We start from the raw sequence: 14,745 nt of genomic DNA on the forward strand, positions 1-14,745 counted from the left end.
CCGACAGCTGTTTCCGACGGTGTACCTCCGGTACCCGGCTTTGTATTCCGATCACCTATTGAGAAGGACGCTCGATGAGTACCATCCTGGCCGCTGTACACGAGACGTACGGCGTTGTTCTCGCTCAGGTCGGGAATCCGACACCCGAGACGCCGCCGGCCGCCGACAAGCTCATGAAACTGGTGCGCTACTTCACGTGGTTCGTGCTGCTGTCGGGCATCTTGGGCATCACCTACGCCGGTGGCCGCTTCGCCTGGGAGAAGTGGACCGGTGGCGGCCTGGAATCGCCGAAGATGGTGGCGGGCGCCATGATCGGCGGCATCGTCGCCACCAGTGCGGGCACGATCATGAACGCAGTCATCGGATCGTGAGGGGCGCCGCGATCGTGCTGGCCTACAAGCAGATGCCCGCGGACGTGATCGAACCGATCATGCAGCTGATCAACTGGTTACTGTGGTGCGTGCTGTTGCTGTGCCTGGCCTGGATGATCATCTCCGCGGGCCGGCTGTGGTCGGCGATGCGCGACGACATGGCCGTCAACGACGCCTCGCACGGCATCGTGATGAGCCTGCTCGGCGCCATCGTGGCCAGTTCGGCGAGTGCGATCGCATTGACCCTGCTTCCTGCGTGAGCCGGTGACAGATTTCCGTATGCACGCCGACGACACCACGGCGACAACCACATTCGACGAAACGACATTCGACGACGACCTGCGACGGGAGGTGACGGTATGAGTAACAAGGACACCTACGACGAGCGCAGCGGCGTCTCCTTCGGCGTCATCGTCTCCGCTGCCGTGATCGCGCTGATCGTGATCGTCGGCGTCTTCGTCTACGTCGGCCGCGACACCTCCTCTTCCGGAGCCCGGAAAGCGGATCCGCCGCCCTCGCCCGTCGCGGGCTCGGGCGCGACCGGATTCGCCGGACCCGATACGGATCTGTTCGGCCGGCGGGTCGATATTCCCAACAACCCTGCGGGACAACCGCTTCCGCAGAATTCCGCGCAGCAGCACAGCTCGTCGGATTCGGACTGGCTGACCGCGGCACCCGCCGGCACCACCGAACCGCGCGGCTGGCAGCGGGTCTACGGCGCCTCGGTGCCGTTCTCCACCAGCGACGGTCCGACCCGGATCGACGACAAGGGGCTGGCCGTCGACTATTCCCACACACCGCAGGGGGCGGCATTGGCGGCGGCGCAGATCACCTATCGGCTCAACGCACGGCCCGGCGACCGGGATCTGTACGTGCGCCAGGTGCGGGTCTCGGCCCAGCAGATCGCGGCCTACGACAAGGCGCGCGGTGACGGCAAACTGCCCGATCAGCAGCCGGCGCGGATCACCAAGTACCTGGTCGCACCCGACGCGTTCCAGATCGAGAACTACGCCGACGATATGGCGATCGTTCGGCTGGCCGCCCGCGGGCCGAACAACGACGGCAAGCAGGTGTGGGCGGCGATCCGGCTGATCATGGTGTGGGACAACGGGGATTGGCGACTCAAACCCACCGACACCAAAGCCACGCCGAGTGAATACGTCGACACCCTGCAGGGGTGGACCCGATGGTGAGCACAGCGATTTCGAGAAAGGCACGAGAGTCAGCCGATGGTCCGGATCGATTCCCTGCGACGCATCGAGGAGTGGATCTCATGGTGAGGCGCATCGTCACGATCCTCGCGGTCGTGTTCACCGTCATGATCGCGACCCCGACGGTGGCCTACGGGCAGACCTACGGATTCGACCAGACCTGTAACGAGATTCACGACGATCTCGACGGTCTGGGCCTGCCCGGCGTATCGCTCGGCGATGCCGCCTCCGCGGCGTGCAAGGCCGGCAACGCCGCCACCCATCCCGGTGACGCCGCGAACGCGGTGAAGGACAAGGCGTGGGATTCCACCTTCGGCAAGGTGGTCGACTCGTTGATGAACGGTCTGGGCGAGGCGCTGATCCTGGCGCTCACCTTCTGGATGAAGGTGCCCAACGATCGCATCAGTGACGGAGGAGCGCTGTTCCAGAAGATCAACGACTACACCTATCAAGCGCAGATTCTGCTGCTGATCGTGTCGGTGATCCTGTCCGGCGCCAGACTCGCCGAAGCCAGACGCGGTGCGGCACTGAGCGAGGCCGCGGAATCGTTCCGGATGTTCGCCCGCGTGGTCTTCAGCTCCTGGATGCTGGGTGCGGTGGTAGTCGCGGGTACGCAGGCCTCGGACCGCTTCTCGCAGTGGGTGATCGAGGACGCCACCAACGGCAATGCCCGCAGCCTCGCCGAGTTGATGGTGAAAACCTCCAAGCTGCAAGCCTTTTCGCCCGGCCTGGTGCTGATCATCGCGATCGTCGGCCTGCTCGGCGCGCTGGCGCAGATCGTGCTGGCCATCGTGCGCCAGGGCATGCTGGTGGTGGCCGCGGGTGTGCTGCCGCTGGCCGCGGCGGCGTCGGGAACCAGCACCGGCCGCCAGGCGTATCCGAAGCTGATCGGCTGGATCATCGCGTTCATGCTGTGGAAACCGGTGGCCGCGATCGTCTACATGATCGCCTTCGTCACCGCCGGTGACACCAACTCGACGACACCGACCTCGGGTCTGCCGGACGCCGACCAGGCGCAGCGGATGCTGGTCGCGATCGTACTGCTGTGCAGTGTCGCCTTCGTCCTGCCCGCGCTGATGCGGCTTGTCACCCCGGCGGTGGCGATCGCCGGCAGCGGTGGATCCGGCCTGGGCGCCACCGGAGCGGTGCTGCTGGGAGCAGCCGCACTGGGCGCGGTGGGTACCAAGGCGGTCGGCGTGCGCACGCAAGCGGCGGCGGGAGCGCCGGGATATGTGGGCCGCAACGGAGGTCAGCGTCCGCCCGGCGGCACGGGCCGCGGCGGCAGTCCCCGGCCCGTTCCGCCGCGCGGCCCGCGCCCGGGCGGCGGAGGCGGGGGTCAGCAGGCGCCCGCGAGTCCGCGCGCACCCGGCGGTGCCGCGGCGGTACCATCCGGCGCGTCGCGAGCCATGAACAACATCGCGACGGCCCGGGCCGCGGGCGCGCACCTCAACCGCGCCGACGAAGCCATGGGCGATATCGCCGGTGACCGCTGGACCAACCGCGCACCCGACCTCGGCAGGAGCACCATCCCGCGATGACGACGACCGACACCTACGAGCGCCGCTCGTACGGGCTGTGGCAGAAGCCCCGCAGCGCAGGCCTTTTCGGGTTGCGCTGGGGGGAGACGGTGCTCGGCTTCGTCGTCGTCATCACCGCCCTGATGACGGCGCTGGTCGCCGGGCCGAAACCGGCGCTGTTCGTCGCGATCATCGGTGTGGTCGTGATGGTTCCACTGGTGTGGCGGACGGGGGGCCGCTCCGGTTACGAGACGGGATTGATGATGTTCCATTGGTTGCGCGGCCGCAGCAAGGGCGAGCACGTCTATCGCGGCGGCCGGTTCTCCCGCATCCCCGGCGGCGTCGCGCGCCTGCCCGGGCTGATGGCGCCCTCGCGGCTGTACGAGGGAATCGACGCCGGCGGCTACAGCTTCGGCATGATCCACCTGCCACAATTCGCGCAGTACACGGTCGTGCTCCGGGCCTGGCCGCAGGGACACGAGGCGGTCGACCAGCCGGTGATCGATCGGTGGGTGTCAGCCTGGGGAACCTTCCTGGCCTCGCTGGGCCAGACCTCCGACATCGTCGCGGTGGTTCCGGTGATCGATACCGTGCCGGAGACCGGAAACCGTTTGCTCACAGAGGTTTCCACCATCACCCGGCCGGAATCGCCGGCGCTGGCGCAGCAGGTGATGTACGAGCTGGCAACCGAATTGCCGCAGGAGCGCGTGCAACTGCTGCCGCGCGTGGCGATCACATTCAAGGCCACCACCGCCGAACGACGCAAGAATCCGGCCGAGGAGGCCGTCGAGATCGGTCGCCGGCTGCCGGGGATCTGCGCGGCGCTGGCCGAAGCGGGCGTGCGGGCGCAGCCGATGTCGGCCGACGAGGTGATCTCGTTCATCCGTCGCAGCTACGACCCGGCCGCGCAGGCCGATCTGGAAGTGGCCGCCGGCGAGATCGGCGGGCACGGGCTGGATTGGGCCGACGCGGGCCCGATCTCGCACGAGGAACGCTGGGATCAGTTCATCCACGACGGCGGCCGCTCGGTCACCTGGGAGATGGACGCCGCACCCGAGGGCGCGGTCGACGAGCGGGTGCTGCAGCGCCTGCTGGCACCGAATCCGGAGGTCCCGCGCAAGCGGATCGCGATCGTCTACCGTCCGCATTCGGCCGCCGACGCCGCCGAGATCGTGGACGACGACTACAAGAACGCGCTGGTCGCGCAGCAGAGCGAACGGGGCGTGGTCTCCGCCTCGGCGACGCTGCGGGTGGGCGCCACCCAGCAGGCGCGTGAGGAACAGGCGCGCGGTCACGGCGTGACCCGATTCGGTGCGCTCGTCACCATCACCGAACCGCTGCGCGGTGATCTCCCGCGGATCGAAGCCATTACCCGCGACCTGTCCACACAGGCCCGGTTGAAGATCCGGCGTTGCTACCGATACCAGGCGGCGGCCTTCGCGGCCTCACTCGGCTGCGGGGTGATCCTGCCGGAACACGCGAGTATTCCCAAGGCATTGGCGGGGTGAGCGCAGATGGCAGGTGAGCACGAGCCGCCGGTTCGCTACCGGGGCGAACCACCGCGCTACAGCGAACGGGTGGTGGATCCGGAGAACCCGGTCCAGGCCCGGCCGCGCCCGCGCACGGCCCACGACGACGAGTGGGGCATCGAGGCCTACGCGCCCGGCCTGCCCCGCTCGGAATACGGTGGCGCACCTGCCGATTGGGACGACGTACCGCTGCGCCCGGCGCGCCGCCGAGCACGACGCGAGGAGGGCGAGCGCACCCGACCGGACGCCGCCGCGCCCCAGGAACGCGGTGGGCGCGCGACGGGGCACTCGCGCACGGATGCCGGCGCGGACGGTGCGGGACGCACCCGAGGAACGGCGGCTCCCCGGCGGGAGACCGAGCGTCGCCCGGCACCCGAACAGGGCGTGAGCGGTGGTGCGCCGCACCGTGGTTCGGGCAGTGACCCGATCTCCGGCGAGCGCGGCTCGGGAAGTCCGCGGCGGCGCGGTGACGATGCGGCGAGGCCCGGATCCGCCGGGGGCGAACGTGCGATGCGGCGGGCCGAGTCGGAGCCGGGGCGTCGTCGTCCGGCGGACGGCGACCGAGACGGATCGGCCGGGCGCGACGGGAACCGCCGCGGAGCCGGCGATGCGGGCGGCGCCCGCGGCCGTGCGGGCGGGGATGCGGTGGAGTCCGAGCGGAACCGTGGCGGCCGGTCGACATCGGAGTCGGCGCGCAACCGGTCCTACGGTGGCCGGGACATCGACCGGTCGAGCACGCACCCGGGCCGCGATACCGGATCGACCGGTGACGCGGCACCGCGAACGACCTCGTCCGAGAACGACGAGACGCGCGACGACGTCGCGACGACCCGCACGGCGACGTCGCGAGCCGGTAGCCGGATCGCGGGCGCGGAAGACAGCGCGGACCGCGAAAGCCATGGCGCCGAACGCGATACGGTGATGCCGACGACAACGAGCGGCCCTCGACAGGCCGGCACAGCCGAGGAGTCCGGGCGGGACGGGAGCGCGGCCGGAGCGGTTCCGCCATCGCCCGGTGATGCGGACTCGCCGACCGCGACGCGCCCGGCGCCGAGCGACCACGACTCACCCGACCAGGGTGCGGACCTCGTGGACGGCGACCGCGCCGCTCGTGCCGAGGAGGCCGAGCAGGACGCCTCCGCGGACCGCACCGAATCCGCGCGCACCCGCGCGAGCGGTCGAGCCGGTGCGGCGGGCGGCGCCGCCGCCGACGACCGGATCGCGGCACGCTCCGGCGGTGACACCCCGTCCGCGTCCCACGTCGCCGACCACGATGCGCCGCACGACAATTCGGCCGGTGCCCGCACCCGGCGCCGGGTGAGCGGGCCGGAGGACCGGTCCGACGATCGAGAGATTTCCTATGCGCATGGCACCCCGCACTCGGCCGAGCTGCCGGCCGGATTCGACCAGGTATCGCCCGAGACGCGCGGAGGGCGCTACATGACCGGCGACCACGAGCCGGCGCCGCGGCGGAGTACGCGCACCGAATACAATTCCGGGTCGTCGCGCCGCCGGACGGAAGCGCCCGCGCGGCGATCCGGCCGGGGCCAGCGCACGCTCCGTGATCGCAACGGCTCGAAAATGGCGTCCTACGAACAGCTTTCGCGGGCTTCTCGTGCCGACGCCGAAGCGGGCAATCGGCGGGATCGGCGCAGTAAACCGGTCAAGAAGAAGAATCAGGGCCCGCCTCTGCTCGACGACGCGGCCCGGGCGCGGCTGGAGGCGGTGGCCCGCGAGGGCGCCGGATTGCGCGCCGCCTGGGCGGCGTTCCGGATTCGCACCGACGACCTGCGCCGCGTCAACGCCGCGGCCCGCATCGAATCGGTTGTCGAGGACGGATTCGACCGCGGCACGGCGCAATTGACCGATCGCGGCTATGTCGGTCCCGGCGGCGGCCGGATGAACGTGGTGGGCCGCCCGGTCGAATACCGGGCCACCACCGCGCAGGTCGCCGGACTGTGGCCGTGGTCGGTGGGCGCCGGCGCCCCGCTGATCGGCACCCCGCTCGGCTCGCATCTGCACACCGGCGCGCCGGTGTGCTTCGACCCGATGAACTGGTTCATGCGCGGCAGTTTCATCACCGCCCCGAGCCTGTTCGTGCTGGGGCTCAACGGTTTCGGTAAGTCGTCGCTGGTGCGCCGCATCGTGCTCGGCGGTGTCGCCCAGGGCATCACGCCGCTGATCCTGGCCGATGTGAAACCCGACTACCGCAAGCTGGTGGAGATGGTCGGCGGCCAGGTCATCGACCTCGGCTACGGACACGGCAAACTGAATCCGCTCGCCGGTGGTGTGCTCGGCTCGATCGTGCCGCTGCTGGACGACCTGCCCGCACTGCAGCTGCAGGTGACCCAGGAATTGCGGGCCCGCCAGGTCACGTTGATCGCGGGTCTGGTGGAACTCGTGCGCGGCGCCCGCGTGCGCGACTACGAGGAGACGTTGATCTCCACGGCGCTGCGCATCCTGTACCGCGAGGGCAGCGGCTTCGCGCCGGAATCGCCGCCGATCATGGAGGATCTGCTCGAGGTGGTGGTCGGCGGCGGCCAGGAGCTGATGCTCGATGCCGGCGCCGACAACGCCGAGGAATACCACGAGGCCACCAAGGGGCTGCGACGGTCGCTGCGCGCACTGACCCAGGGACCGTTCGGCGCGGTCTTCAACGGTCAGACCACGACACCGATCGACACCTCCGCGGTGGCGGTCTGCATCGACGTCTCGCACATCCCGACCGGGGACAAGAAGCTCAAAGCCGGTGTGATGCTGGCCTGTTGGGCCGACGGCTTCGCCTCGGTGGAGGCCGCGCACGTCCTTGCCGACGGCAAACTGGGACCGCAGCGCTACTTCCAGGTCGTCATGGACGAGCTGTGGCAGGTGCTGGGACTGGGCGACTTCATGGTCGACCGCGTCGACGAACTGACCCGTCTGCAGCGCGGCATGGCGACCTCGCTGATCATGATCAGCCACACCATCAAGGACCTGCAGTCGCTCGGATCCGAGGCCGCGATCGCCAAGGCGCTGGGCTTTCTGGAACGTGCGCGCGCCAAGATCTTCGGTGCGCTGCCGCCCGAGGAGATCAGCCGCCTGGACTCGACGATCCCGTTCACCTCCGCCGAGGAGGAGATGGTCACCAGCTGGTCGGCCCCGCAGGCGCTGACCGGCGAGGCGCTCAAACCCGGCCAGGCCCGACCGCCCGCGCCCGGCACCGGAAAGTTCCTGCTCAAGATCGGTGAGGATCGCCGCCCCGGCATCCCGTTCCATATGGAGTTCACCGTGTCGGAAAAAGAGAGCGGAATCCACGAGACCAACCAGCGTTTCAGCGAATTCACCGAATCCACGGCCCGGCGGGGCGACGAGGGGAGTGCCGCGTGATGCCGCACAGGTCATACCGAAGAGTGTCGCCGCAGGTGCGGAAGGCGGCGGTGGAGCAGGTCGTCGCGCTGACCGACAAACTGCGCAGCGAGTCGGAGGCCTGCCGGGTCGTCGCCGAACAGATCGGCGTGCACACCAATTCGGTGCGCAACTGGGTGCGTGCCGCGGAGGGACCCAGCCTCGAACGGATGGACGCGGTGGCCCTGCGCCGCAAAGTGGCGCTGCTGCAACAACAACTGGCGGCCGCGGCGGAGATGAACCGCACCCTGGTGGAAACCCTGAACGAAACCCGCCGCGCGACATGACGGGTGCGCGGTGAACGCGAAAACCCTCACCGCCCTCGTTCTCGGCGGTGTCGTCTCTCTGATCACCCTCGTGGTGGTGATCGTGTTGCCCTCCTCGGAGGATCCGTGCGCCGATCAGCCGACCGCGCCCGGTTCCGGCCTGCCGGATACCTCCGGCGCGCCGTGGGCAGCGGGTGCGTCGGAGTCGGGCTCCACCACACCGACCGCCACGACGGACCCGCGCGGCTCCACATCCGCCTCCACCAGTGCCGCCGATATTCCTGCGGCACAGGCGAATCCGAGTGCGACCGGCGCGCCGTCGCTGGCGGCGGGGATCGCGCCGATCCGGCGCACCTGGCCGCTGCCGGGCGGATCCTTCACGGTGTCGGACACCTTCGGCGCGCGCGGAGGCACCCATCTCGGTGTGGATCTGGCCGCACCGGACGGCACCCCGGAGTTCTCGGTGGCGGACGGCGTCGTCGTCGCCGCCGGTCCCGCCTCCGGCTTCGGCAACTGGATCGTGATCGACTCCGTCGACGTCAACGGTCGTCCTTTCTCCGCCGTCTACGGCCACGAATGGGCGAGCGGGGTGAAGGTGCGGGTCGGGCAGCGGGTGCGGGCCGGTGAGGAGATCGGCGCGGTCGGGTCGGCGGGCGAATCCTCCGGTCCGCATCTGCATTTCGAGATCGTGCCCGGCGGGCGCCTGACCGGCGGGCGTCAGATCGATCCGCTGCCGTGGCTCGACGGCGCGCTGACACCCAACGCCGGTGGCGCCTTCCCGTATTCGACGAACCCGCTGTGCAGCCGCGGATTCGGCAGCGCCGGCGGCGCGCTCGCCGACGGCAAGGTACCGCCGGAACTCGAAATCTGGTATCGCCGTGCGGGTTCGCTGTGCCCGGAGATCACCGCCTCGGTGCTGGCCGCGCAGGGCCGTCAGGAATCCGGATTCCAGCGCGGGCTCACCTCGCCCGCCGGCGCCGAGGGACTGGCTCAATTCCTGCCCACCACAGCGCGGGCCACCGATCCCGACGACGGGCGGCCGTATCTGCTCGACGCGGACGGCAACGGGCAGGCCAGTCTGTGGGACGACGGCGACGCGATCATCGCTCAGGGGCGCTATATGTGTTCGATCGCCCATCAGGTCGAGCGGTGGATCGGCGAGGGCAAGGTGCACGGTGATGTGGTGCCGCTGTCGCTGGCCGCCTACAACGCCGGCGAGGGTGCGGTTCTCGCCTCGGGCGGGATGCCCAATCAGGTGGCCGCGCACTTCTCCGAAACCCGGCCCTACGTCACGAATATCCTCGCCATGGAGGCGCAGTACCGGGCGCCGGGATCGATGGGCCGATTCCAGCCCGGGCACGGTTCGGCGGGCGCCGATATCCTCGCCGCGGCCCAGCAGTGGATGGGCACCCCGTACGTGTGGGGCGGCGGTGGCCCGCAGGGGCCGACCGGCGGCGGACTGGACGGCCCGGGCCTGACCTCGGCCGCCGTGTTCGCGGCGTCCTCGGGCGCGAAGACGTTGCCGCAGACCGCCGAACAACAGTGGGAGGCGGGGGTCGAGGTGCCGATGCGCAACGCGCAGCAGGGCGATCTGGTGTTCTCCCGCTTCGGGGTGCGCGGGCCGGCCGAGGTCGGCATCTACGCCGGCAACGGCCGGATGATCCGTTCCACCGACCCCTCGGGCGTGAGCGAAGCGCCCGTGCCCGGCGACGCGCGGTTACGGAGGGTGTTGTGACGGTACGACGATCGGGACACGCCGGGATCGCCGGATCGCCGGGAGTCGCCCGGCACGAACCGGGACCGATAATCTGGAGACAGCGTCCGGAGTTCCGGGCGCCGGGCCGCCGACCTACGGGACGGGCCGTCTACGCGAACCTGGTGGTGATGCTGGTGGTGAGCGTCGCACTGCTGTCCGGCTGCGCGGGCGGGTCCGAACGAGCCGAACCACCGGCGGCCACGTCGACTCCGCGTCAGCTCGAGGCCGCCCCGGCACCGGATCCCGGCACTCCCGACGGCGTCGCCGTCGCCGCGCTGCGCGAGATCTTCACCTGGTATCCGGCCACCGAGACGCAGGGCGCCTCGCTCTCCCGGGCTCGGAAGTGGCTGGGCCCCAGCCTGCTTCGCACACTCGACGCACCGCCGGGCGAGGAGACTCCGAAACCGACGCTGCGCTGGGCCGAATGGGGACGTTCGGGTGTGCGCGTGGAAGCGTTCACCTTCGCATCCGGCGAACAGGCCCCGGGCAACGGCGATTCGGACCACCAGCAGTTCAAGATCGGTATCGAGCAGACCGCCGTGCACGCCGACGGTACCCGCGAGCCGCTACCCCCCACGACGGTGATCGCCACCGTCGTCCGCACCCCCGACGGCTGGCGGCTCGACGGATTCCGTTGAGCCGCAGCCACATACTCGGTCATTCCAGGAGGCGAGATGGCGAAGAAGGTGAAGGACCCGGCCGATCCGGGACCGGACCTCGCGCTGTATCTGATCTACATCGGTTTCGCGGTGGTCGGCACCCTCTGGGGCGCACTGCATCTGGGCAACAAGCTGTCGACGGTGCCCCAGGACGTGCCGATCAATCCGATCGCCTGCATCGCGAAGATCGCGCGGGGACAACTGACGTGGCCGACCGCCTCCACGGTGATCGTGCTGCTCGTCGTGCTCGTCGTCGTCGGCATCGTGTTCGTGCGGCGCGAGATGAAGAAGCGCCGCAGCCGCGGAAAACTGCCGGTCGACGACAAGGCCCAGTACATGGGGAGCGGCGGGGCGATCGCGGCACTCACCGAGGCCGGGGTGCGGGACAAGGCCCGCCAGCTGGGCGTGCGGCTCGGCTACGAGGATTCGCCCGGCGTGCCGATCGGTGTCGGGGTGGTCGACGGTGTGATGCTGTTCGGTTCGTACGAGGATTTGCATCTCGACATCTGGGGCCCCCGCCAGGGTAAGACCTCCGCGCGGGTCATTCCGGCGATCCTGTCGGCGATCGGCCCGGTCCTCGTCACCTCCAACAAGCGCGATGTGGTCGACGCGACCCGAGATGTGCGGGAGGGCAAGGGTTCTCGCACGTTCGTCTTCGACCCGCAGGGCGTCGCGGGTGAAGAGCACGCCCTCTGGTATTGGGATCCGCTGGGCTGGGTGGACGCCCGGCACGAAGGATGTGAGATGCGAGCGGCGCGACTCGCAGGTCACTTCGCCGACGCCGACGACGGTGGCGAAGGTACCCCCGACAGCTTCTTCGACCCGGAGGCCGAAGATCTGCTGGCGGGTATGTTTCTCGCCGCCGCCGTAGCCAACCGGTCGATCACCCAGGTATGGGATTGGGTGACGGATCCGAGCGATACCGAATCCGTCCAGTTGTTGCGCGCCGCCGGGCACCATTACGTGGCCTCGGGTCTGGCACAGCAGTACAACGCCTCCGAACGGGTCCGTGACAGTATTTTCGGTACGGCGAAGAAGATGGTCCGCTGCCTGAAGTTGTCGAATGTGCACCAATGGGTCACGCCGGGCACCGATCGCTACGCGTTCGATGAATGGGACTTCCTGAACCGCAACGGAACCCTGTACTGCCTGTCGCTGGAGGGCCGCGGTTCTGCCGGCCCGCTGGTCAGTGCCCTCACCGAAGCGGTCGTCGACGTCGCGATGCGTAAGGCGACCCATGAACATATGGGCCGGCTCTCCATTCCGCTGCTCGCGGTGCTCGACGAGGCGGCCAACATCGTGCGCTGGAAGGATCTGCCGAAGCAGTACAGCCACTTCGGATCTCGCGGCATCGTCGTGATGACCGTCCTGCAGTCGTGGGCGCAGGGCGTGCGGTGCTGGGGTCAGGCCGGTATGGAGGCGCTGTGGGCGGCGGCCAATATCAAGGTCCTCGGCCCCGGCGTCGACGATATGGCATTCCTGGCGGCCCGTTCGGAGGCGATCGGCGACTACGACTCCATCTCGTCGTCGGTCTCGGAATCCAAAGGCGGCAAGAGTTATTCGCGTTCGCTGGGCTCCTCGCGGACCCTCAACGCGAACGCGCTGGCAACCCTGCCGCGCGGGCGGGCCGTGGTGTTCTCCTCGGGTGCGCCCGCGGTGCTCGTCCGGACCGTGCCGTGGTGGGAAGGGGAGTACGCTGCCGAGGTGCGCAAGTCGATCGAACAGCATGATCCGCAGCGTCGCACCACGATGAGCGACCTCGTGGGTGAGCGGACCGTCCTCGACGGCGGATCGATGCCCGGTGAGCCGCCCGAGACCTACGGACAGCCCGAGGAGGTTCGCCCGCTGTGAACGACCAGCCCCAGGACATGATCTACTCGAACGTGGTCGAGTTCGTGGAGAACTACCTCAGCCTCGTCTACCGGCGTCAGGTCACCGACCTCACCGATACGGTGTGGTGCCCCGAGTGGTGGAAGCATGCCGAGGCGGCCATGCGCCTCGAAGCACTGTGGCGCGCATGGGAGTACCTGCGCCAGGATCCGCAGACGGGGATGAGCGTGTGGTTCCTCGACCACGCGGACCCGCATATGGGGCGGTTGTTCGATCCGCGCGGGCCGTTCAAATACTGCAGTGTGCGCAACGGCCACAAGGATATGCTCAGCCCCCTCCCGCTCACCCCGCCGCAGCAGGGCATGTTCGGCGAACCCAGCAAGGCGGACCCGAACAAGGGCTGATCCGCGACCCGTCTCCGCGAGAACGACCGTCGCCGAAAACGACTGTGCCGCCACCCGTTCCGGGTCGGCGGCATAGTCGTGAGCGGGTTCGTCAGCGAGAACGATCGCGGCCGCGTTCGCGTTCGCGCATCCGCTCGTCGTGTTCACGCGCGCGGGTGACCCGCGGCGGTTCCTCCGGCCGGGTGCGGACCGCGGCCTGCGGCGGCTGCGCCTGACTGACGTCCATGAGCATGCGCACGGCCGCCAATTCCGGCGCCACCCCGACGCGGGACAGATGGGCGGCCAAGGCCTGGCGTCGCTCGGGGGAGTCGTAGCGGGTCAGTTCGCGTTCACGCGCCTTCTGCCGCTCGGCGGTGCGGGCGCCGCGCGCCACCCGGGAATGTTCCAGGCGGTCCTTCTCCAGCGAGATACCGCGTTCCAGGGCGGGCCGCTCGAGCATCCGGGCCAATTCCAGGTTGCGCGGATCCTTCGCCTTGGCTTCGCGAGCCTCGCGCAGCAACCGCTCCCGGGTCTCCTTGATCCGCTCCTGGGTGACCTTCACGCGCGCTTCGGCTTCTCGCTGACCACGTTCGCGGGTGCGCAGTGCGACCAGTGTCGCAAGCTGCAACATTTGCCTCATCAAAGCCGCTGTCTCGCGGCCGATGTCGTCGAGTTCCTCGGCCATTGCCTGCTCCCCGATGCTGCAGTTGTCTCTGTGGACGATTGTGGTGCTTCGTATCGGACTCCGCCACACGAACGGTCGATCCGTGGTGGCGGCGCCCCACCTTCAGCGCTGTCCGTTCTATGAGGTTACCAGCGCGGAGCAGGGCAGCCTAACCCCGGATCCGGTCCATCGCAGGCGGATCCGGGCCCGCGCCGGGGATCAGCTCAGCTGCATCGTCTTCACCGTGACCGGCTGCTTCGGCGCGCCGTCGCCGGTCGACGGGTCCTCGACGCCGTCCTTGGCGATGGCGTCGAGGGTCTTCAGCCCGGCCTCGTCGACGGTGCCGAAGATGGTGTACTGCGGCGGCAGCTGGGAATCGCCGTAGACGAGGAAGAACTGGCTGCCGTTGGTATCGGGGCCGCTGTTGGCCATCGCCACCACACCACGCTTGTACTGCACCGGAACCCGCTGGGCGTTGGGGTCGCCGGGCGCGAATTGGTCGGTCGGGTATTCGTTGGGGAAGGCATAACCCGGTCCACCGTTGCCCTGACCGCTCGGATCACCGCACTGCAGCACCTTCAGACCCTCGCCGGTGGTCAAGCGGTGGCAGGGGGTGCCGTCGTAGAACTTCTGCTGCACCAGGCTGACGAAACTGTTGACCGTGCAGGGCGATTCACCGGCGTTGAGCGAAATGCCGATCGGCCCCCGGTTGGTGTCGACGGCGACCTTCGGCGAGTCCGCGGTCGAGACCTCGGCCTGCTCGGGCTTGTGCACCGGCTTGGCGGCCTGCCCGGCATCGGTGTAGGCGCAGCTCACCGTCGCGGTCTTGGGCTTGGCCTCCGGCGGGGGAGCGGCCTGCGGGGTGGACGAGAGCGAGGCGTCGGGGGTCTTGGCCGCGGCGTTCGCGGTGTCGTCGCCGCGGGTCAGGTAGTAGATCCCGACGCCGGCCGCGACGACCACGACCACACCGAGCGCCGATCCGGCGATCGCCAGCTGCTTACGCTTGCGCGCACGCTGCGCCTGTCGCTCCAGTCGGCGTTCCAGCTTGCGCTTGGCCGCCGCTCGTCGCTGTTCGTTGGTCGGCACTACCCGGTCCTCCCGTGTCGGTTGCGTATCGGCATAAGAGTGTGCCATCACTTCCTGAGACGACCCCTAACTTCCCCGGATCGTTCCGT

Annotated in this window: 13 protein-coding genes; 11 read left to right on the forward strand and 2 right to left on the reverse strand. The window is 69.3% G+C overall.

Going from position 1 to position 14,745, the window contains the following annotated elements; all coding sequences use genetic code 11:
* Nucleotides 1-74 precede the first annotated feature (74 nt).
* The 11 genes from IG65_RS0106580 to IG65_RS0106645 all read left to right on the forward strand — a co-directional run bounded on the left by IG65_RS0106580 (nt 75) and on the right by IG65_RS0106645 (nt 12,927).
* Nucleotides 75-371, forward strand: coding sequence for a hypothetical protein (locus tag IG65_RS0106580; RefSeq protein WP_030513931.1), 297 nt, complete (start codon nt 75-77; stop codon nt 369-371).
* On the forward strand, nt 368-631 hold the full coding sequence (locus IG65_RS0106585; RefSeq protein ID WP_308248237.1) for a hypothetical protein: 264 nt from the start codon (nt 368-370) through the stop codon (nt 629-631). The genes IG65_RS0106580 and IG65_RS0106585 overlap by 4 nt, the downstream gene beginning before the upstream one ends.
* 99 nt (nt 632-730) lie before the next feature.
* On the forward strand, nt 731-1,564 hold the full coding sequence (locus IG65_RS0106595) for a hypothetical protein (RefSeq protein ID WP_030513933.1): 834 nt from the start codon (nt 731-733) through the stop codon (nt 1,562-1,564).
* An 80-nt stretch (nt 1,565-1,644) separates the two neighbouring features.
* Nucleotides 1,645-3,120 carry a hypothetical protein gene (locus tag IG65_RS0106600; protein WP_030513934.1) on the forward strand — a complete coding sequence of 492 codons (1,476 nt, stop codon included), beginning with the start codon at nt 1,645-1,647 and terminating at the stop codon, nt 3,118-3,120.
* Entirely contained in the window at nt 3,117-4,607 is a 1,491-nt protein-coding gene (locus tag IG65_RS0106605) for an SCO6880 family protein (protein ID WP_030513935.1), read from the forward strand. Before IG65_RS0106600 ends, IG65_RS0106605 begins: the two co-directional genes overlap by 4 nt.
* Nucleotides 4,608-4,613: 6 nt before the next feature.
* On the forward strand, nt 4,614-7,994 hold the full coding sequence (locus IG65_RS38955; protein WP_231509073.1) for a hypothetical protein: 3,381 nt from the start codon (nt 4,614-4,616) through the stop codon (nt 7,992-7,994).
* A gap of 35 nt (nt 7,995-8,029) precedes the next feature.
* Complete coding sequence (locus tag IG65_RS0106625) at nt 8,030-8,299, forward strand: transposase (protein WP_227463133.1); 270 nt, start codon at nt 8,030-8,032, stop codon at nt 8,297-8,299.
* Nucleotides 8,300-8,309: 10 nt separating this feature from the next.
* Complete coding sequence (locus IG65_RS0106630; protein ID WP_030513938.1) at nt 8,310-10,013, forward strand: peptidoglycan DD-metalloendopeptidase family protein; 1,704 nt, start codon at nt 8,310-8,312, stop codon at nt 10,011-10,013.
* Between the two features lie 149 nt (nt 10,014-10,162).
* A complete protein-coding gene (locus IG65_RS0106635; RefSeq protein ID WP_030513939.1) occupies nt 10,163-10,672 on the forward strand; it encodes a hypothetical protein in 510 nt (169 codons plus the stop codon).
* A 36-nt stretch (nt 10,673-10,708) separates the two neighbouring features.
* Nucleotides 10,709-12,544 (forward strand): type IV secretory system conjugative DNA transfer family protein, encoded by a 1,836-nt coding sequence (locus tag IG65_RS0106640; protein WP_030513940.1) that lies wholly within the window; start codon nt 10,709-10,711, stop codon nt 12,542-12,544.
* Nucleotides 12,541-12,927, forward strand: coding sequence for a DUF4913 domain-containing protein (locus IG65_RS0106645; RefSeq protein ID WP_227463134.1), 387 nt, complete (start codon nt 12,541-12,543; stop codon nt 12,925-12,927). Before IG65_RS0106640 ends, IG65_RS0106645 begins: the two co-directional genes overlap by 4 nt.
* A 91-nt stretch (nt 12,928-13,018) precedes the next feature.
* On the opposite strand, the gene IG65_RS0106650 is transcribed toward IG65_RS0106645, so the two are convergent.
* Complete coding sequence (locus IG65_RS0106650; RefSeq protein WP_030513942.1) at nt 13,019-13,591, reverse strand: hypothetical protein; 573 nt, start codon at nt 13,589-13,591, stop codon at nt 13,019-13,021.
* Between the two features lie 198 nt (nt 13,592-13,789).
* Nucleotides 13,790-14,656: a peptidylprolyl isomerase gene (locus IG65_RS0106655; RefSeq protein ID WP_030513943.1), complete on the reverse strand. Its 867-nt coding sequence runs from the start codon at nt 14,654-14,656 to the stop codon at nt 13,790-13,792.
* Nucleotides 14,657-14,745 lie beyond the last annotated feature (89 nt).

Origin of the sequence: Nocardia sp. NRRL WC-3656 (assembly GCF_000720265.1) — a bacterium.
In the GTDB taxonomy this organism is placed as follows: domain Bacteria; phylum Actinomycetota; class Actinomycetes; order Mycobacteriales; family Mycobacteriaceae; genus Nocardia; species Nocardia nova.